General features: G+C 70.9%; 19 protein-coding genes and 1 pseudogene. 7 read left to right on the top strand and 13 right to left on the bottom strand.

Translation table 11 applies throughout. The features are described 5' to 3' along the window. Positions 1–317: pseudogene (locus AB0G15_RS41625) on the bottom strand (IS630 family transposase); the annotation flags it as partial. Positions 318–607: 290 nt separating this feature from the next. Here AB0G15_RS41625 and AB0G15_RS41620 point away from each other — a divergent pair. Beyond that, positions 608–1,024: a hypothetical protein gene (locus tag AB0G15_RS41620; RefSeq protein ID WP_362851060.1), complete on the top strand. Its 417-nt coding sequence runs from the start codon at positions 608–610 to the stop codon at positions 1,022–1,024. Here AB0G15_RS41620 and AB0G15_RS41615 read toward each other — a convergent pair. Continuing rightward, complete coding sequence (locus tag AB0G15_RS41615) at positions 1,021–1,227, bottom strand: hypothetical protein (protein WP_362851059.1); 207 nt, start codon at positions 1,225–1,227, stop codon at positions 1,021–1,023. The two genes, AB0G15_RS41620 and AB0G15_RS41615, sit on opposite strands and share 4 nt — an antisense overlap. A 287-nt stretch (positions 1,228–1,514) precedes the next feature. Between AB0G15_RS41615 and AB0G15_RS41610 the strand changes: the two genes are divergently transcribed. From AB0G15_RS41610 to AB0G15_RS41600, 3 genes are all read left to right on the top strand, one after another. After that, the gene (locus AB0G15_RS41610; protein WP_362851058.1) at positions 1,515–2,309 is read left to right on the top strand and encodes a DUF6461 domain-containing protein; all 795 of its coding nucleotides are present in this window, start codon (positions 1,515–1,517) and stop codon (positions 2,307–2,309) included. Positions 2,310–2,628: 319 nt separating this feature from the next. Beyond that, positions 2,629–2,853, top strand: coding sequence for a hypothetical protein (locus AB0G15_RS41605; RefSeq protein WP_362851057.1), 225 nt, complete (start codon positions 2,629–2,631; stop codon positions 2,851–2,853). Positions 2,854–3,862: 1,009 nt separating this feature from the next. After that, entirely contained in the window at positions 3,863–4,240 is a 378-nt protein-coding gene (locus tag AB0G15_RS41600; protein WP_362851056.1) for a hypothetical protein, read from the top strand. A 228-nt stretch (positions 4,241–4,468) separates the two neighbouring features. On the opposite strand, the gene AB0G15_RS41595 is transcribed toward AB0G15_RS41600, so the two are convergent. Continuing rightward, positions 4,469–5,413 carry an acyltransferase domain-containing protein gene (locus AB0G15_RS41595; protein ID WP_362851055.1) on the bottom strand — a complete coding sequence of 315 codons (945 nt, stop codon included), beginning with the start codon at positions 5,411–5,413 and terminating at the stop codon, positions 4,469–4,471. A gap of 32 nt (positions 5,414–5,445) precedes the next feature. Then, positions 5,446–6,297: a nucleotidyltransferase domain-containing protein gene (locus AB0G15_RS41590; protein ID WP_362851054.1), complete on the bottom strand. Its 852-nt coding sequence runs from the start codon at positions 6,295–6,297 to the stop codon at positions 5,446–5,448. 128 nt (positions 6,298–6,425) lie between these two features. Here AB0G15_RS41590 and AB0G15_RS41585 point away from each other — a divergent pair, with 128 nt between their 5' ends. Then, positions 6,426–7,583 carry a transposase gene (locus tag AB0G15_RS41585; protein ID WP_362851053.1) on the top strand — a complete coding sequence of 386 codons (1,158 nt, stop codon included), beginning with the start codon at positions 6,426–6,428 and terminating at the stop codon, positions 7,581–7,583. 263 nt (positions 7,584–7,846) lie between these two features. On the opposite strand, the gene AB0G15_RS41580 is transcribed toward AB0G15_RS41585, so the two are convergent. Continuing rightward, positions 7,847–8,794 (bottom strand): helix-turn-helix domain-containing protein, encoded by a 948-nt coding sequence (locus tag AB0G15_RS41580; protein ID WP_362851052.1) that lies wholly within the window; start codon positions 8,792–8,794, stop codon positions 7,847–7,849. Positions 8,795–8,866: 72 nt separating this feature from the next. Between AB0G15_RS41580 and AB0G15_RS41575 the strand changes: the two genes are divergently transcribed. Further along, entirely contained in the window at positions 8,867–9,940 is a 1,074-nt protein-coding gene (locus AB0G15_RS41575) for a saccharopine dehydrogenase NADP-binding domain-containing protein (RefSeq protein WP_362851051.1), read from the top strand. Positions 9,941–9,968: 28 nt separating this feature from the next. Here the strand turns inward: AB0G15_RS41575 and AB0G15_RS41570 are convergent, their stop codons facing one another. From AB0G15_RS41570 to AB0G15_RS41535, 8 genes are all read right to left on the bottom strand, one after another. Continuing rightward, entirely contained in the window at positions 9,969–11,027 is a 1,059-nt protein-coding gene (locus tag AB0G15_RS41570) for a VWA domain-containing protein (RefSeq protein ID WP_362851050.1), read from the bottom strand. Next, positions 11,028–11,978: a VWA domain-containing protein gene (locus AB0G15_RS41565; protein ID WP_362851049.1), complete on the bottom strand. Its 951-nt coding sequence runs from the start codon at positions 11,976–11,978 to the stop codon at positions 11,028–11,030. It abuts the gene before it with no gap. A 52-nt stretch (positions 11,979–12,030) separates the two neighbouring features. Then, positions 12,031–12,954: a DUF58 domain-containing protein gene (locus tag AB0G15_RS41560; protein WP_362851048.1), complete on the bottom strand. Its 924-nt coding sequence runs from the start codon at positions 12,952–12,954 to the stop codon at positions 12,031–12,033. Between the two features lie 6 nt (positions 12,955–12,960). Then, the gene (locus tag AB0G15_RS41555) at positions 12,961–13,950 is read right to left on the bottom strand and encodes a MoxR family ATPase (protein ID WP_362851047.1); all 990 of its coding nucleotides are present in this window, start codon (positions 13,948–13,950) and stop codon (positions 12,961–12,963) included. A 27-nt stretch (positions 13,951–13,977) separates the two neighbouring features. After that, positions 13,978–14,823, bottom strand: a complete 846-nt coding sequence (locus tag AB0G15_RS41550) for a trypsin-like peptidase domain-containing protein (protein WP_362851046.1) — start codon at positions 14,821–14,823, stop codon at positions 13,978–13,980. Between the two features lie 103 nt (positions 14,824–14,926). After that, positions 14,927–16,093, bottom strand: a complete 1,167-nt coding sequence (locus AB0G15_RS41545) for an acyltransferase family protein (RefSeq protein WP_362851045.1) — start codon at positions 16,091–16,093, stop codon at positions 14,927–14,929. Then, positions 16,090–16,755: a TetR family transcriptional regulator gene (locus AB0G15_RS41540; RefSeq protein ID WP_362851044.1), complete on the bottom strand. Its 666-nt coding sequence runs from the start codon at positions 16,753–16,755 to the stop codon at positions 16,090–16,092. Before AB0G15_RS41540 ends, AB0G15_RS41545 begins: the two co-directional genes overlap by 4 nt. Before the next feature lie 136 nt (positions 16,756–16,891). Further along, positions 16,892–17,875 carry a BtrH N-terminal domain-containing protein gene (locus tag AB0G15_RS41535; protein WP_362851043.1) on the bottom strand — a complete coding sequence of 328 codons (984 nt, stop codon included), beginning with the start codon at positions 17,873–17,875 and terminating at the stop codon, positions 16,892–16,894. A 791-nt stretch (positions 17,876–18,666) separates the two neighbouring features. On the opposite strand from AB0G15_RS41535, the gene AB0G15_RS41530 reads away from it, so the two are divergent. Continuing rightward, on the top strand, positions 18,667–18,952 hold a 286-nt coding region (locus AB0G15_RS41530), incomplete at its 3' end, for an endo-1,4-beta-xylanase (RefSeq protein WP_362851042.1).

Here is an 18,952-nt window from a genome sequence, read left to right as displayed (position 1 = left end):
TGGACGTCCAGGTCCGCGGGGACACTCTTGTCGATCGTGATCAGGAACTTCTTGAACTCGGCGGCGCGGTGCTGGCGGTGCAGTTCACCGATGACGGTGCCGTCGGCGATGTTGAAGGCGGCGAACAGGCTGGTGATGCCGTTGCGGACGTAGTCGTGGGTGCGCCGCTCGGGCATGCCCGGCATCATCGGCAGCACCGGCTGTGACCGGTCCAGGGCCTGGATCTGGGACTTCTCGTCCACGCACAACACCACGGCCCGCTCGGGCGGGTTGTGATAGAGGCCGACGACGTCGACGACCTTCTCCACGAACAACGGAGATCTGAGGGTCGTCGGCGATCCCAGGGGCTCATCGGTTTCCGGCGGGCGATCGTAACCACCGGACGGGGGGAGGCGACGGCCGCCTCCGAACCCCCTGGCGTGCGGTTTTCATCTTGATTTCAGCCGAAGGAAGCGGGGCGGATTCATCGGTGCAGCTCGACGTGACCTGTTTGACCCGAATTCGTGGGAATCCCTGCTCGGCCTTGTCCGGCTACGGCGACCTCGTCAGAATCAGTTAAGCCTTCAACTAATTGGTCGGAGGCTCACGTGCACAGATGAGGAGAGGCATGAAGCGCACCATCTTCGTTCTCATCGGCGTCCTCGGCGCCATGCTCACCGGCATCAATCCCGCGTCCGCGGCCACCTCCGCGGTCGACTGTTCCACTGGCGGGTACACGCGGGTGTACAACAGCTACATCCCCTCCAACATGGAGCGAGGGGCCATCGACGGGCGCAGCTACAACATCGGCGGCTCGTTGTCGTACGACTACGAGATCTGTCTCGACATCCCTGACACCTCGACGTTCACGATCGAAGTACGGATCTGGAACAACGGCACACAGACCGCCTTCGTGGACGACCGGCCAGGTGACAAGGTCTTCCGCTTCTCGCTCGCCCCGAACAGCTTCTGGCAGGTCTACGGCACGCTGACCGGGCCCGGCAGCACCTACCTCTACTACACCTGGCACGAGAAGCGGCTCTAGTCGCGGTGGGTCCAGCCGCTCTGCCACGCCGCCTTGGCGAAATCGCCGCCCCAGACGACGCACTTCCTCTTCGTTAGGAGGCGGATCGGACCGGCGTAGGCGGTGTGGCGGCCCCAGTCGTTACCGTGGGCGCCCTTCTGCACGCGCAGCAGGGCGCCCATCTTGATGGTGCCCGGGATGACGTTCTTCGACAGGGTGACCACTCAGCTGAGGCCGGTCGCCTGTGGGCGAGGGCGTCGGGGTCAGGCTCGGGCGCGGCTCGTTGACCACGTTGGGGCATTCGGTCGGGGCCTCCGTCGTCGGCGCGGGCAGTTCGGGCTGGGCGGCGACCGGGAAGAGCGGGTGGCGGGGGAGCCGCTGGGCGTTGCCGATTAAGATCATCTTCTGCTGCCGATTCCGATGACGCGTCCGGCGACCGGTCACGGAGGGCTCGGGCCCGCTGGAAGAGCGATGGCAGACAAGGCATCAAACCTGGCGGTAGTTTCTGATCATGTCCGATGCCGACTTCACCCCCCTCCACGTCACCTACCGGACGCCCAAGCTGGGCCGCACTCAGATCCGGGACTGGGCGAGAGCGAACGGCCACCTGGTCAGTGAGCGTGGCCGGATGGCTCCAGAGATCACCGAGGCCTTCTTCGCCGCCCACCCCGAGATCCTCGAGCAGGCGAGCACGTTCGAAATGGTCCACGCCACCGCCAGAACCCCCGGTGCGTCGCCGGAGGACTACAAGTGGGAAGAGGGCAGCGGGCTCGGCGAGATCTACACGATTGTCTTCGTCCGCGGGCTCGACGAGTACGAGGTGCTCCGCCGGCTCGGTGCCGCGGACGAGGATATCCGGCTCATCGGAGACGAGGACTACTCCCAGCCGGAAGGGCCTGAGGTCATCACTGTGAGGCGAATCGGGGACTGGACCGTCGCGATCGAGGATTGCGGCTGGCGGGGCTCGCATGCGGAGGCTCTTTGCCCCCTGTCTCGCGACGGGGGAGAAGCGGTGGCGGTGATGCGGCACAACTACGCCGCCCGGCACAGCCTCTCCTATGCCGTCGACGGTGAGTACATCACCGACATCAACCCGACTTTTCCCATCCAGAGGCATGGCACAGATCCCGATCGGCTCAACCGTCACCTTCGTGATCTGGGCCTCGATCCGGCTGCTGACGACCACATCGACAACCCCGTTCCAGCGGCTTTGGCGGTCGCGAGCAGGATCACCGGCGTCATGGTCACCCCGCAACACCTTCGCCGCCCCATCCTCGGGGCGGCCATACCCGGTGCCTATTTCTGACCCGGCCCGCGCGCGACGGCCGCTGCGGATCGCTCGGATCGCTGCTGGGCCGGGAAGCCGGCCACCCCGGACGGCTCCCACCTGACGCTCACCCGGGACGACTGTGAGAAGCCGGGACGACTGTGAGAAGCAGGAACGGGCGGCGGGGCGCGCGATCCGCGACGTCGCCCCGGCCCGATCACGCCCCGTCGTCCTTCCCCGCCGATCACTCGCCGCCGGGCGCCGGATTTCAAAGACGGTCTTGCATATCGGCGATCGCCAGTTAAAGATCAATGTGCAGCGGTAATTCCCTCCGGGGGTCTACAGGAAGGTCCAAAGCATGAGTCTCATGAAAAGAGCGGTCGTCGGCGTCGCCAGCTTCGCCATCGCCGGAACGGTCTTATCCTTTGGCGGCGTGGCCCACGCCGAGAGCAAGTTCTACGGCGGTTACTCGGACGCGGGCACCTGCAACTACTGGAGGTACGCGGTCAGGGATTCGGGATACCAGGTGACAGCCTGTACATGGTCGCAGCCCAACAAGTGGCACTTCACGGCGTGGCGGTAGCACCCGCGACGGACCCGGTGTGACCACGAACCGGTCCAAGGGCCCGGCCCCCTTCAAGGGGCCGGGCCCTTCACGCGTCCCGGGCGGTGCGTGGTGGTCCTTTCGGCTTCCGCCGCATCGGTCCGAGAGCCGATCCGCCCGCCACACGCCAGGCGGCGTCGTACGCCAGTCGTACGCCAGGAAGGTCCGGCCGCCGGAGGAGGGCGAGAGGCTCGCCGGTGAGCTCGCCCTCCCACACGTCGCGGCCGGAACGGTCCATTGATGACGATGCGCGAGTCTGTCCAGGTCAGACGTAAGATTTCCCCGGAGATGACAAGAGGAACGGTCCCGGGCGTACCCCGGACCTCCGGGTGGCGGAGCGTGATCGGGCCGGGGTGACACGGCGTCCGCCCGGTGGACGCGAGGCCCTCGGCGCGGCCACCGGGGGTCCTGCCGCCCCGGCCGTCCAGCCGCACTTCCTGACGCGACCGGCGCTCCGGCGTCCGCCGCCCGCGGGGCCGCGATCCGGCGGCGACTCCTGGAGGCGCCCGCGGGCACCACGGCAAGACCACCGCCGGTCTCCTTTGGGAAGGCGGTGCGGGCCGGAGCCGCCACGCTGCCGACGAACACGGAGCGTAACCGTAGAATCTCGCGGGAACGACGCCCCGCGGCACTCAGGCAAGCGGGCCTGCCGATCCGGAACCGGATTGTCCTGGACTTTTCCAGGGTTTCCCCGGCGATTAACGCAGCCATTCCCCATTTGGCCGCGACTTCGAGAAAGCTGAATTCACCAGGGGAAACAGGGGGGTTATTAGACGGCCGTCTAATCGATGGCGCGCAGGCGAGAGTGGCATTCCACCGTCAAGTTCGGTGACGCCGGACACCGGCGGTCCTGGCGCTCGCCACCCGTATCACCGGCGTCATGATGACTCCGCGACACCTTCATCGCCTCGTCCTCGGCGCCGCCGTACCCGGTGCCTACTCATGATCCGCTTTGACTGCCCTTCACGATCTCGGCACCATGCCCGGCATGAGTGCAGGCTTGATCATCGCGATGCCTCTTCGCCAGTGGGGGATCATCGACGGATGCATGGACAACGACGCCGACGTCGAGACCGTGAACGGCGATCGCCGGCGGGCCGATCTCGCGCGCAGCGTCCGAAGGGCCGGTTGGGATCAGATCGCCCGCTGGACGCCCGGTGTTCCCGGCTCCGGCTCGTGGCCGCCACCGGACGAGGTCGTGAGACCCGAACTCACGATCGCGCAATGGCTTCTCACGGTCGACGTCCTCGAGCGCTGGGCCGCATCCGGTGACCGGGCGGGACATCACGACGCGGCCGCCCAGGAACGCGAGCTCCGAGAGCTGATCATCTCTCGGCTTCAGGCACACGGCGTCCGGGCTCCCTGAAGGGCCCGTCGGCGACTTCGGGCCAGGGCGCGTTCGTGCCCCCTGAAGCCATGGCCCCGACCCGCGCACGCCCATGCGCTCGATCTTCGACGGGGCGCTGCCGACGTCGATGACGCGGGCACAGCATGGCCGCCGCCTCGGTCCTCACCCGCACCACCGTCCTGGACACGCCGGCCCCGCCCGGCACGGGCACAGGCCGCTCCCGGTGAAACAGGCGCCCGGGTGTGGCTAGATCGGGAAGTGGCCGCGGCGGATCTGCCAGTGGCGGCCTGCCCTCAGGTGGTCGACGATCGCGCGCTGGAGCACGGTGCGGCGCGGCAGCCGGTCGAGCGGCGTGGTCAGGGTGCGGAACACGAACCGCAGCACCTCGACGTCGGCGTCCGCCCCTTCCGGCTCCTCGTAGGGCTCCAGCTCGAACCTCCGCTGGAACCGGACGATGTTGGAGTCACCGGGCAGGTACTCCAGCAGCTGCGGGTCGAGCAGCCACGAGCCGCAGGCGAAGGCCGTGTAGCGCTCGTCGGGAAAGTGGCGCGGGAAGAACGCGCGGGCCTCGTCGAGCGACGCCGCGACCGCCTGCGGGGTCATCGGCCCTGACTCGGGGATGTGCAGGTCGATGGTGGTGCCGCCGCGGTGGTGCTGGAGCCGACCCAGCTCGTAGAGGCCGCCGCGCGCGTGCAGCGTCAGCCAGCTCTGCATGACCGGCCAGCCCTCGCGGTGCATCCGCCGGTCGATCGCGAGATTGCGGCCCAGGTCCGCGAGGGTCGCCCAGGACACGGAATCGGCGATGCCGTGGTCGCGGTGGTACCCCGTGACGACGTCGACCAGGGCCAGGTACGCGTACACGTAGAGATGCCGCCAGGCGGGGCCCCGTTCGCGCGGCAGCTCCGGACCGGGAGAAAGCCAGCCGTGGCCCCCGAGATCGGCGCGGACCAAGGCGATCGAGCGGTCGAGCAGCCAGCGCAGCTCCGGAGTCCACAGCGGGGAGTCGGGGTCGGGCCAGCCCTCCATGATCTCGGCGGCGTCGTCCGGCCGCACCGCGAGCCGGGCGAGGATCGCGGGCGCGTCGGCCTTGGCGGGCAGCGGAGCCGACGGCCGGTCGCCGGCGAGCCGGTGCACGCGCTCGACGTCCTCGACGGATACCCCGAGCTGGGCGGCGGTATTGTCCAGATCCACGCGGATGATCCTACTTCCGTCCGGTATGAGGGTCAGCTGAACCGGCTCCACCGGACTCGGGGCGCGTCAGGTGACACGGCCGCCCTCACCTCGTCTGTCAGGGCGGCCGCGTCGGCCACGACCTGCTCGATCCGCCGCGTCGACTCGCCGACGTGACCGAGCAGCCGCTGCGCCCGTGCGGCGAAGTCCCGCGGGGCCGCGGGCAGCCGGGCGGCCGAGGCCACCATGCCCTTCTCGTTGACCAGCCACCGGCCCGCGTGGCCGTGCAGGGCCTGGCAGGCGACGCCGACGGCGCGGAACAGGCAACCGGCCGCGTAGGCGGGGTCGGTGCCGGCCGCCCCGTACCGCGCCAGCGCCACGGAGAAGTCCGCCTCCCACAGGCCGCCCACGAGCGCGGCGCTCAGCGCCGCCGGGTAGGTACGAGTACATTCCCGCAGGTCGGTGAGCTCCCCGGTGGGATCGGCCAGCACCCGGCACAGCGCCACCTCGCCGGCGTAGGCGTGGGAGTAGAAACCCAGCGGATGTCCGGCCTGGACCCCGACCTCGTAGCGGCCTTCCCGGCAGTCGTCCCAGATCCGGTGGACCCGGTCCAGGTCGCGGTAGATCCAGTCGACCTGCCGGCTGCCGATGGTCAGCCAGCCGCCGCCGTCGACCCAGGGACCCCAGCCGCCCGGCGCGGTCAGCTCGGTCCGCTCCCCGGTCTCCTGCTCGGCCAGGGCCCGCAGCGCCGTCACGTCCAGATCACCCCGGTAGTACAGCCCCAGATCGATGTCCGAATCGGGGCGGTGCGTGCCGCGGGCGCGGCTGCCGCCGAGCGCCACCGCGACCACCCCGGGGATCCGCGTCAGCCGCTGTGCGAGCGTCCCCAGCGCCAGGTCGTCCATCAGTTCCTCCCGAGGGGAGCGTCGCCTTTGGGCGACGGGGGAATCGGGAGCGGGAGGGCCGCCAGGGCCCGAGTGTGCCCTGGCCGGTCAGGTCTGCGCATTGGAGATCTCCGATTGTCGCGCGTTGGATGGATGGTGCTGTTGTAGAGGTCGCCCTCACCGCGTGCCTGGATGACCACCGCGCCCTGTACAACGCCGCGCTGGAGCACCGCCGCACCGCCCACCGCACGGCGGGCGTGACGGTCCGCTACGGTGAGCAGTCGGCCGACCTCAAGCACATCCGCGCCGATGACGCCGACGGTCAGGGCCGGTGGTCGTTCTCCTCCCAGCAGGCCACCCTGCGCCGCCTGGACACGGCGTTCGCCGCGTTCTTCGCCCGCCTCCAGGCCGGCCGCACGCCGGGTTATCCCCGCTTCAAGGGCAAGGGGCGGTTCGACACGGTGACCTGGCCCAAGGACGGCGACGGCTGCCGGTGGGACTCCCAGCCCGAACACCCCACCGCGACGTTCGTCCGCCTCCAGGGCGTCGGGCATGTACGCGTCCACCAGCACCGTGCCGTACGCGGCACCGTGAAGACGATCAGCGTGAAATATGAAGGTTCGCGCTGGTATGTGATCCTCGCCTGCGACGACGTACCCGCCCAGACCCTGCCCCCGGCGGGCGCGGTCGTCGGCCTGGACATGGGAGTGGCGTCGCGGGTCACCACCAGCGACGGAGACCACCTGGACAACCCGCGCCACCTGGCGGCGTCCGCGGACCGCCTCGCCGTCGCGCAGCGAGACCTCGCCCGCACCAAGCGCGGCTCCAATCGGCGCCGCAAGGCGGTGGCCCGGGTCGCCGCCCTGCACGGCAAGGTCTGCCGCCGGCGCCTCGACGGCGCACACAAGGCGGCCCTGCGCCTGGTTCGTGCCTACGACATCATCGCGCATGAGGACCTGCGGATCGCCACCATGACCCGATCGGCGTCCGGCACCCTGGAGGCACCCGGCCGCAACGTCGCGCAGAAGTCCGGCCTCAACCGCAGCATCCTGGACGCGGGCTGGGGGGTGTTCCTGACGATCCTGTCGCACAAGGCTGAAAGCGCCGGTCGAGAGCTGATCGCGGTGAACCCCGCCAACACCTCCCGCGCCTGCGCCCGATGTGGGCACTGCGCGAAGGAGAACCGCCTCACCCAAGCCGAGTTCGCCTGTACGGCGTGCGGGCACACCGCGCATGCCGACGTGAACGCGGCGATCAACATCCTGCGGGCAGGGCTTGCCCTTCGCGACGCTGCGCAAGCGGCCTAGCGAGAAGCCGCTCCCTTCAGGGAGCGGAGGAGTCACGGGGACGTATTCGATCACACCGGGTACTTCGCTCGCCGCCGTTCTCCCGCGAAGCCGCTGCGATTTCCCTCGCAGGACCGCGGTATCTCTCTTGCAGGACCGCTGTGATCTTTCCTGCGGTACCGCAGGAGGCGTGGGACCGTCTCCACGCCTCCGGGGGATCGACAGGCCGGCGCGGTTCCCGATCGTTCCCGGACGCCGGGCACCGGGCGCGGGGCGCCGCGGCCTCACGGTCGGAACGTACGGCGGTAGGCGTCCGGCGGTACGCCGATCGTGCGGTGGAAATGGCGGCGCAGCGTCGTCGCCGTGCCCATGCCCGCGGCCGAGGCGATGGTGTCGACGCTGTCGTCCGTGGTCTCCAGCAACTCCTGCGCGCGGCGGATCCGCTGCGTCAACAGCCACTGCAGCGGGGTGGTGCCGGCCACCGAGCGGAAGTGGCGGGCCAGGTGGCGCGAGCTCATGTTCGCCTGGCGGGCCATGTCCTCCACGGTGAGCGGCTGGTCCAGCCGCCGCATCACCCAGGAGAGCAACTCGGCCAGCGGGTGGCCGTCCTGGGCGGGCACCGGTGTGGTGACGAACTGGGCCTGGCCGCCGGCCCGGTGGGGCGGCACGACCAGGCGGCGGGCGACCACGTTGGCGACCGCCGAGCCGTGGTCGCGGCGGACCAGGTGCAGGCACAGGTCCATCGCCGCGGCCTTGCCCGCGGACGTGAGCACGCTGCCGTTGTCGACGTAGAGCACGTCCGGGTCGACCTCCACCCGGGGATGGCGCGCGGCCAGTTCCCCGGTGTGGGCCCAGTGCGTGGTCGCGCGCAGCCCGTCCAGCAGGCCCGCGGCGGCGAGCACGAAGGCGCCCGTGCACAGGGAGACCACCCGCGCGCCCGACGCGTGAGCCGCGCGCACCGCCTCGACCAGCTCGGCCGGCGGGTCCTCGTCGACGTCCGCCAGGGCGGGGACGATCACGGTGCCGGCCCGCGCCAGCCAGTCGAACCCGTGGTCCGGTTCCAGCCGGAACCGGCCGGCCCGGACGGCGTGCGTGCCGCACACGCTGACGTCGTACCAGGGGCCCGGCACGGCGTCCGGGGCGGGGCCGAAGACCTCGCAGGCCAGGGCCAGCTCGAAGTGCAGCATCCCGTCGACGGCGGCGACCGCGACGGAGCGCGGGAAAGAACCCATGTCGGAAATTGTACGGGTCATGTCATTCCGGACACTGGGCACCGATGGGCCGGCGAAGACAGGATCTACCCCGTGAAGCACTACGAGTACGCGGGAGCAGGCATGGGATCGGGTTCTATCGTGGCGGTGTTCGGCGCCTACGGGCACACCGGGCGGTTCGTGGTCGCGGAGTTGCGTGAGCGCGGACACGTCCCGCTGCTCCTCGGCCGCGACCGGGACAAGCTGGTGGCGCTGGCGGAGGCCCACGCCGGGCTTGAGGCGCGGCAGGCGTCGGCCGACGACCCGGCCTCGCTCGACCGCGCGCTGGACGGCGCGGCCGCCGTGATCAACTGTGCCGGGCCCTTCGCCTCGACCGCCGCGCCGCTGGTCGAGGCGGCACTGCGCGCCGGTATTCCGTACGTCGACGTGGCGGCCGAGATCGAGGCGAACGCCGACACGTTCGCGCACTTCGCGGAGCGCGCCCGCGCCGCGGGCACCGTGGTGGTCCCGGCGATGGCCTTCTACGGCGGTCTCGGCGACCTGCTGGTCACCACCGCGATGGGCGACTGGACGGCGGCGGACGAGGCGCACATCGCCTACGGCCTGAGCGGCTGGCACCCCACCGGCGGAACGCTCGCTGCGGGCGTGGTCTCGAGTCGGCGACGGGGTGGCCGCCGTGTCCGCTTCACCGGCGGGCGGCTGGAGTACCACGATGACGCCCTGCTGACCCTGGAGTGGCCCTTCCCGGCTCCGCTCGGCCCCCAGAGCGTCATCGGGGAGTTCACCATGGCCGACGTCGTCACCGTTCCCAGCCATCTGGCCGTCCCGGAGGTGCGCACCTACATGACCGCCAAGGCGGCCGCGGAGCTGTCCGCTCCCGGCGCCCCGGCGCCGGCCGCCGTCGACGAGCGCGGCCGCTCCGCGCAGACCTTCGTCGTCGACGTCCTCGTCCGCTCCGGCGGCGTGGAGCGCCGCGTGGCCGCCGCCGGTCAGGACATCTACGCCGTCAGCGCGCCGCTCGCGGTGGAGGCCGTCGACCGCGTCCTCACCGGCCGGACCAGGACGACCGGCGTCGCCTCCGCGGGCGCGGTCTTCGACGCCCCGGACTTCCTCCGCGCCCTGTCCTCGCACCTCTCGCTGCACGTCTCGGCCGGAACACGCGGCTGACCGGCGGCCCGTGCAGGCGACAGGTACGTCAGCGGGCCGGGGTCCGGGGGCGGTTCCACCACAGGGAGAGGGACAGGGCCGCGGTGATGAGAAGGGCGCCGCCGGCGGCGAAGGCGGCGGCCGTGTCGACCCGCTGGTGGACGACGGTGAAGCTGCCGGGGAGGGAGCCGAGGGCGCTTTGGAGCTGGTCGGCGTTCTCGGCGCGGTGGTAGGAGCCGCCGGTGGTCCGGGCCATCTGCTTGAGCGCGGGCTCGTCGATGACGCGGGGGTTGCGGCCCCGGTCGAAGCCGCCCCGGCCGCCGGAGCCGCCGCCCCAGCCGCCGTAGCCTCGGCCGTCGAACTGCGAGTTGTCGCAGACCATCGGGGCCGGGTTCGTGGTGCCGAAGCCGATGGGGAAGACGCGGACGCGGCGCAGGGCCGCCTCCTGGGCGGCGACCTGCGGGTCGACGCCCTGGGTGTTGGCGCCGTCGGTGAGCACGACGATCGCGGCACCGGCGTAACCCGGCCCGCCGCCGACGGGGTCCGCCCCGGTGGAGGCGACCGACGGGTCGACCTCCGCGATCGCGTCGATCGAGGTGAGCACGGCCTGCCCGATCGCGGTGCCGCGGGACACGGTGAGGCCGTCGAGCGCCTCGATCAGCGAGTCGGTGTCGTCGGTGGGCGGGACGAGCAGACCCGCGCTGCCCGCGAAGGTGACCAGGCCGATGCGCGGCCCGCCCCGCTGCGACTCGATGAACTCGGCGGCGGCCTTCCTCGCGGCGGTGATGCGGTTGGGGTCGACGTCCGTGGAGCACATGGAGCCGGAGGTGTCGAGCGCGAGCAGGATCGTCGTCGACGTCTGCGGCACCGGGACCGACGCCTGCGGTCGCGCGGCCCCGACCGCGAGCAGCGCGAGCCCGGCCACGAACAGCGCCGCGGGGATCTTCCGCGTCCAGCGCGTGCGGCCGGGCAGGGCGCCGCGGACGAGCGCGATCGAGGTGACGCGCACGACGGCCCGCCGGCGGCGGCGCCGCGCCCACTCGCGGATGGCGAGGATCAGCGGGATGACCAGGATGGACAGCAGTGCCCACGGCCATGAGAACGACATTCAGATCACCCGTCCGGACCGGAGCACGTTGAGCGCCGCGCCCGCGGTGAGCAGCGCGAGGGCGAGCCCGATCAGCCCGCCGGCGAGGGGCAGCGGCTCGTCGGAGACGGTGAGCCGCAGGTCGATCGTGTCGGCGATCCCGTCGAGCCGCGCGGCGTCGGAGGCGGGGTGGTAGCCGCCGCCGGTGGTCTGCGCGATCGCGGTGAGGGTGGCCTCGTCGAGCGAGGTCTGCAGATGGTAGCCGTCGACCTTCACCGTCGCCCCTGCCGTGGTGCCGACCCCGACGGTGTGGACGTGGACACCCGCCCGCTGGGCCACGGCGGCGGCCCGTTCGACGTCCGCGCCCTGGTTCTGGCCGTCGGAGAACATCACGATCGTCGCGGACGGCCAGTAGCCGATGTCGGGCGCGGTGCCGTCACGGCCGACGGCCACCTGCTTGCCGGTGATCGCCGACAGGGAGGCCGTGATGGCCGCCCCCAGCGAGGTGCCACCGGTGAGCCTCAGCCGGTCGATGGCCTTGAGCGCGACGGAGTGGTCGGCGTCGGGCCGTGCGGTGGTGAGCGCACCCCGCTCGAACGCGACGACTCCGATGTCGACGCTGTCGGGCTGCGCCGCCACGAACGCGCGGGCCGCCCGCTGCGCGGCCGCCAGCCGGGTGGGCGCGACGTCGCCGGCGCCCATGCTGTTGGAGACGTCGACGGCGAGGATGACGGTACCCGCGGTCCGCGGGACCGGCACCATGGCCGCCGGTCCGGCGGCGGCGACCGCGAGCACCCCGACGCCGGCGATCGTCAGGCCGACTCCGAGGTACGCCCGGCGGCCGCCCGGCACGGCGATCCCGGCCGCGGTGAGGGCGGCCGTCCGGCGGCGCGCCGAGACGACGGCCGCCCAGGCGAGCGCCGCCGCGACGAGCAGCCCGACGGCCAGCAGCGGCGGGAAGGACAAGGTCATGAGACCTCCTCGGCCGGCCTCAGGTGTCCGTTCGCGACCTCGGCGAGCCCGGTCACGGCGACCGGTCCCCGGTCCGGGTGACGACCTCGACGAGCGCCTCGGCCAGATCGCGGTCGGTGTCGATGCGGTGGACGGGCACCCCGGCCCGGCGCATCCCCGCCTCGAGCCGGGCGTCGCGGGCGTCGACGGCGGCGCCAAGGCGGACCCGCAGCAGCGGGTCGGCGGAGTCGACGACAAGCTGCTCGCCGGTCTCGGCGTCCTCGACCACGATCAGCCCTGCTTCGGGCAGCACGTCGTCGGCCGTGTCCACGATCCGCAGGGCGACCACCTCGTGCCGCCGGGCCAGGCGCTGGAGCGAGCGCTCCCAGTCGCCGTCGCCGATGAAGTCCGACAGCACGACGACGAGCGCGCGGCGGCGCGCGAGCCGTCCGGCCGCGTCGAGCATCTCCGCCAGGTCGGTGGTGGTGCCGCGCGCCTTGGAGGTGCCGCCGTGCGTCTTGGAGGTGCCGCCGTGCGCCTCGGAGGTGCGTTCCAGCTCGGCGCCGATCCGCAGCGCGTGCCGCCGGGAGGTGCCGGGCGGCACGACGCGCGGTGTCCCGGTGTCGAACAGCAGGGCGCCGACGCGGTTGCCGCCCCGGCCGAACAACCGGGCGAGGACGAGCGCGAGCTCGGCGAGCACGTCGTGCTTGCCGCGCCCCGGCCGGCCGGCCGCCATCGACGCCGACCGGTCGAGGACGAGCCACACCGTCAGCTCGCGGTCCTCGGTGAACACTCGCAGGTGCGGCTCGTCCAGCCGTGCGGTCACGTTCCAGTCGATGTGCCGGGCGTCGTCGCCGTCGCCGTAGGCGCGTAACCCGGTGAAGTCGATCCCGGAGCCGCGGTGCGCGGTGCGGTGGGCGCCCTGCAGCCGGCCGTCGAGCCTGCGGACGACCTTCCACTCCAGGCGGAGCAGGAGCCTCTCGGAGGCGGTGGACATGGCGGTTCAGCGGTTCTGCAGGACGACGTCGGGTGCCCGGACGGCCCCGAGCACCCCGGTGACGATCGTGTCGGCGTCGATGTCGTCCGCGAGGGCCTCGTAGGACAGCACGAGGCGGTGGCGCAGCACGTCGAGCGCGAGCTCGGACAGGTCGTGCGGCAGGACGTAGTCGCGGCCGCGCAGGAACGCCAGCGCCCGGGCGCCCGTGACGAGCGCGATGGACGCTCGCGGGCTCGCCCCGTAGGTGACATACCGTTCCAGCTCGCCGAGCCCGGCCGTCGCGGGGGAGCGCGTCACGGAGACCAGCCGTACCGCGTAGTCGACGATCGCCGGATCGACGTACACCTGCCGGGCGCGGGCCCGCATCGCGATCAGGTCCTCGGCCGTCACCATCGGCTGCGGCGGCTCGGGCGGTCGCAGCGCCCGTCTGACGATCGCCTGCTCCTCGGCCTGCGTCGGATAGTCGACGACCACCTTCATCATGAAACGGTCGACCTGCGCCTCGGGCAGCGGGTAGGTGCCCTCCGACTCGATCGGGTTCTCCGTCGCCATGACCAGGAACGGCTCGGGCACCCGGAACGTCTCACGGCCGATCGTCACCTGGTGCTCCTGCATCACCTCCAGCAGGGCGCTCTGCACCTTGGCGGGCGCGCGGTTGATCTCGTCGGCCAGCAGCAGGTTCGCGAACACCGGGCCGAGCTCGGTTCTGAACTCCCCGGAGTGCTGGTGGTAGACCCGCGTGCCCACGAGGTCGGCCGGCACCAGGTCGGGGGTGAACTGGACGCGCTGGAAACTCCCGGCGATCGCGGCGGCCAGCGACCTCACCGCGAGCGTCTTGGCCAGGCCCGGCACACCCTCGACGAGCAGGTGACCGTCGGCGATCATCGCGACGGCCATGCGCTCCAGCAGGACGTCCTGCCCGACGATCGTGCGTTTGACCTCGAACAGCACATGCTCGAGCGGATGGGCCGACTCGGAGGACTTGGTCGAGGTCATATGGTGTTCCCTCTCGTGACGCTTCGGTCAGATCTGGGGCCCGTCGCCCGGCGGCCCGTCACCCTCGCCGCCGCCCAGAGCCGCACCGATCGGCACCGCGAACGCGATGCCGGCGAACGCCTCGTCGCCTCCCGGGTCGGCGATCGAGACGACGATCCCGATGACCAGGCCGCGGGCGTCCAGGAGGGGACCGCCGGAGCTGCCGGGGTTCGCGGAGGCGTCGAACTGGATGAGCCCGTTCAGGCCGCCGTCTTCGGCGGTCCGGTCGGCGGTCCGGTTCAGGCCCGACACGACTCCGGTGGAGACGCTGTAGGTCAGGCCCAGCGGATTGCCGATCGCCACGACGGGCGCGCCCACGGTCGCGGCGCCGCCGAGCGTCGCCGGGACGACGATCTCCGGCAGCTTCGCCGGCGTGAGGGTCGCGACGTCGAGCTTGGGGTTCGACGACGCGACGACGGCCTTCGTCCTGGTGCCGTCGGCGAACGTCACGGTGACGTCCTCGGCGCCTTTGCCCGGAGTGCTTTTGCCCGGAGTGCCTTTGTCCGAGGTGCCCTGGACGACGTGGTGCGCCGTGAGAATCGTCCCGTCCTCGGCCGCGATCACCCCGGTTCCGAGCGACTTCCCGGCCTGGACGACCACCACCGACGGCCCGACCCTCCTGAAGACGTCGGGCACCGTGAGCGTCGCACCGGGCGTCGGCGTCGCGCTCGGCCCGGGCGCGGCCTCTTCGCCGCTCCCGCCGCTGCTTCCCAGCCAGTACGCGAGCAACGCCACGACGACAAGTGCCCCGCTCCCGGCGGCGAACCACCGGGCCCTGCCGGCCACGGCTCTCCGAGCCCCGGCCGCATCGGCCTCCTGCGGCACGCGCTCCATTGCCCCATATTCATAAATTTCAGTTGAAAGTGCTACAAACTCCGCCTGAAAACTCCCTGAGAACCGGTTCCCGCAGCCCCGCGCACGCGGCACGGATTACGGTCTAGAGCACCTTCCGGGCGCCCGGCAGGGCGCGTACCAGGTACGCCGTCGCCCAGCACAGCGGCAGCGCGAGGGCGGCGAGCAGCGCGCCCTTCGCGACCGCGGGCGCCTGCACGTCGCGAAGGGCGTAACCCAGGGCGACCAGCACGACCGGGTGGACGACGTAGACGGTGTAGGCGTGCGCCGACAGGAACCGGCGGCGGCGTCCCTGGTGGCCGAAGCGCTCCCGGAACAGCACCAGAAGGCCGAGGACGACGCCGACGGCGAGCGCGGACTCGCAGGCCGCCGCTATCAGGGACGGCAGGGTTCCCCCGCCCAGGATCGCCTCTCCGGCGGAGATCAGGACGAGGAGGAGCGCGACAGCGGCGACGGCCGCGACGGCGAACCCGGCCCGGCCGGCCGTTCCGGACAGGCCCTCCAGCCGGCCGCGCCGGGCCGCGATCAGCCCGACGGTGAACAGCGCCACGTACTGCGGCAGGTAGGCGGGGGTGGGCAGCCCCAGGATCGAGACACCCATCGGCACCACGATGCGCCACAGGTAGGTCGCCAGGGCCAGCCCGACGGTGAACCCGACGATCGCGGCGGCGCCGGGCGCCCGGCCCGCGGCCGGAACCGGTTCGGACGCGTGCCGGTCCTTGACGGCCAGATGCCGCCACAGGACGTAGAGCGCGCTGAACACCAGCAGCACCTCCACGAACCACATCGGCCCGGGGGTGAACGAGCGCAGATAGAACTGCCAGTAGGGCAGCTCGGTACCCTGCTGGAGGGCGGCGTCTCGTGCGGCGGTGTATCTGCCGGCGGTCGCCAGGGGGCGGAGCGCCAGCAGCCAGAGCAGCAGCGGGACCCCCAGGCGCAGCAGCCGCTCTTTCAGGAACCGCCCGCTTCCCTTGCGGTCGTAGGAGCCCGGCACGAAGAGCGCGGAGATGAGGAAGAAGGCGCCCATGAAGAACGCCTGGTTGAGCACGAGCACGAGGTCCAGGAGCGTTCCCGAGGGGTCGGCCGGCGGTTCGGTGTAGTACCAGTGCGGGACGTTGCTGTAGGCGATCACGGAGTGGTGGATCACCACAAGTGCCGTCAGGGCGGTGCGCAGGTTGTCGACATGGAGGAGCCGCGGGGAGCGCGGGGAGGGGGTGGCCGGCGCGGTCGGCTGGTTGACGGGCTGTGTCATGGGTTCGCCGTTTCTTCGGGGGGATCGGCTCTTCCAGGGGGTTCGGCCCGGGCGGCATGCTCGAACAGGTCCGCCAGTTCCTCCGCGTGCGCTTCCAGGTCGTGATCGGGGTAGGTCACCCAGTAGGCGAACATGTCGTCGATCGCGGCCTGCACGGTGATGGACATCACGCGGGGGTCGAAGGAGCGGAACTCGCCGTTCTGCTGGCCGAGGCGGAACAACGTCTCCCGGTCCCGGTAGATCGGTTCGTTGAAGGCGACGCCGTAGCGCTTCCTGCCGTCGGAGGCGCGGAAATTGTTGAAGATCTCTCCGAGGGCGAGCAGCTGGGAGCGGTGGCCTCGCATGTACTCGGCGACCGCGCGGATGTTCGCCCGCAGCGCGCGGGCCGCCGTGGTCTCCCTCTCCGTCCGCGGTACGACGAACTGGGCGATGTCGCGGTAGACCTGCTCGACGATCTGCTCCATCAGCTCGGTCTTGCCGGCGAAGTGGTACGAGATCACGCCCTTGCTGATGCCGGCGCGCTCGGCGATGTGCGCCAGCGAGGTGCCGGCGTAACCCAGCTCCGTGAAGGTCTCGATCGCGCTCTCGATGATCTGCGCGCGGCGGGCCTCCTGGATGAACGACGACTGCTTCTGGCCATCCGGCTTTTTTTCTGGCCGCATGGCCAAAAGATAGTACGACCGGTCAGAAGCCACAACCCGCCGCGGTTCGGGCTTTCCTTTGAGTTACAGCCGAGTGAGTTACAGCCGGCTGAGCTGCACCGGCTGAGCTGCACCGATTGAGCTGCAAGCGACTGAGTTACAGCCGGCGCAGCACCCGCATGGCGTCCTTCTCGACGCGCGAAAGATCGTGGAGGATGACGCCGGCCCGCTCGAGGTACCCGGCGTCGCCGCTCTCTCCGGCCTTCGCGACCAGTGCGGACACGTCCGTCCACAGGACGGCCGCCTCGGCGTACAGCCTGTGGCCGGTACGGAGGCCGCCGTCGTCGATGAGCCGGGTGCACTCGCCGAGGAAGTCGCGGTAGAGGGCGCGAAACAGGGCGCCGCCGGTGCCGCCCTGTTCCATGAGGAGAGCGGCCTGCGGCAGGTCCCGCCGCGGCTCGCCGGCGCGTAGCAGCCATCCGGGCACCCGTTCGCCGGCTTTCTCGATGCCGCGGTGGCCCAGGTTCGCGATGGGAGCGGCGAGGAAGGCGTCGGCGCATTCCCTGATGGCCGGGATGATCTGGTCCTGCCAGGAAAGCGGGCGAGCCGGCAAGGCGATGGTGAAGGACCGGTTCCTGGCGGTCATCGGGCCGCGTTCGGCGCGCGCCCTGGCGAGGCCGGCCAGGCTGGTGCGCACCGCTCCTCCCTGCCGGCCGGTGTCCACCAGGTAGGCGTCGTGCTCGTCGTAGCCGTACATGGCGACGACATGACCGCCGAAGTGCACCTTGGAGCGGAAATAGTCCAGGTGGTAGCAGTCGAGCTGAAGGCCGACAGGCCGACCGGCGTCGAGGGGGGCGGCCACGTTCTGCCACGCCTTGCGCGCCGAGGTGGTCTCCTCGGTCGTCAGCGTCAGCCCCAGCCTGGCGGCCAGGTTCCTGGTGAGGTCGAAAGGCTTGACACGGCCTCCGAGAAAGGGGAACGCCATGCCCTTGCTGTCCCAGTAGATGAAGGACAGGCCCGAGCCCAGCCCGAACAGCATGGGCTCGGACAGATCAAGTCCCTCATGCCGCAACAGCACCCCCAGCGCGGTCGTCTCGCAGTGGTGCATGCCGCGGGCCTCGATGTCCTTCACGATGGTCATGCGTCGCTCTCCCTGTGCTGACGCGGCGAACGGTCACACCGTTCCCATCGCCGATCCCTTCATGATCGGCGATTGGGGGCCGCAGGGAGCAGCATGAGGCCTCCCACAGGGGGAGAGTCCAGCCGAGATCCAGCTCGCACTCGCCGGCGCACGCTCGCGGGGAACCGGCGCATGCTCGTAGGGAGAACGCAGATATGTGCCTGAATCACGATTCAGGCGTCGTTGACAGTGAAGCCGCCCTTTTGCGGTCAGGGCTATCACGGCTGCGGACACCATGCTTGTTAGCGCTCACATCGAATATCCGCTTGGTCGGGCCCCTCTCTGTCGAGTGGGTGGAGGTGGTGGTGGTGGTGCGGATCACACACGAGAGGTGAAGTCCCTGTCAAGGACCGGAGAGGTCTTCACTTCGGCGGCACGGGGCCGGTCGTGGATCCACCTGGTCTTATCGCGACGGCCTATCCGGCCGAGGGGGACGCGCGATGAAACGTTCATACATTTCCATGGCCCGGAGCGGGCCGTGGCGAAATTTTCGGGATGCCGATTCCGCTCTGCGCAGACAATTCGGCACCAGGAGCGAATGTATTAACCGAAAGTTTCGCTTCAGCCTTGACAAGTTTCGGGCATGTTTCCACACTGAGTCTCCGAGGCGGTCCCCTCTGTCCTGTGATTCGGCGGAGAGCCGCTTCCTTGATGCCTTGGTGGTGTGCGCCCGAGGGCGGGCGCGGTGTCGAGTCCGCGGGGAACATCCCCGCATTTCCCTTCACCTGTGATGTAGTTATGGAGGCTCAGGAATGGGCGCAATCGCCATACCCCCGCCCCGAAGCCGGCTGCGCCGGGCACTGGTCGTCGGCGCGCTCGGCGTGCTCGGCGCGGCCACGGCACTGGTGGCGACGACGGGCCCGGCTGATGCGGCCGCGTCCACGCTGGCCGCGGCGGCCCAGCAGAGCGGACGATACTTCGGCACCGCGATCGCGGCCGGCAAGCTCGGTGACTCGCAGTACACCACGATCGCGAACCGCGAGTTCGACATGATCACCGCCGAGAACGAAATGAAGATCGACGCCACCGAGCCCAACC

The organism is Streptosporangium sp. NPDC023825, assembly GCF_040639575.1.
In the GTDB taxonomy this organism is placed as follows: domain Bacteria; phylum Actinomycetota; class Actinomycetes; order Streptosporangiales; family Streptosporangiaceae; genus Streptosporangium.
The sequence above is the reverse complement of the archived record's forward strand: the minus strand, read 5'-3'. Positions and strand labels throughout refer to the sequence as shown.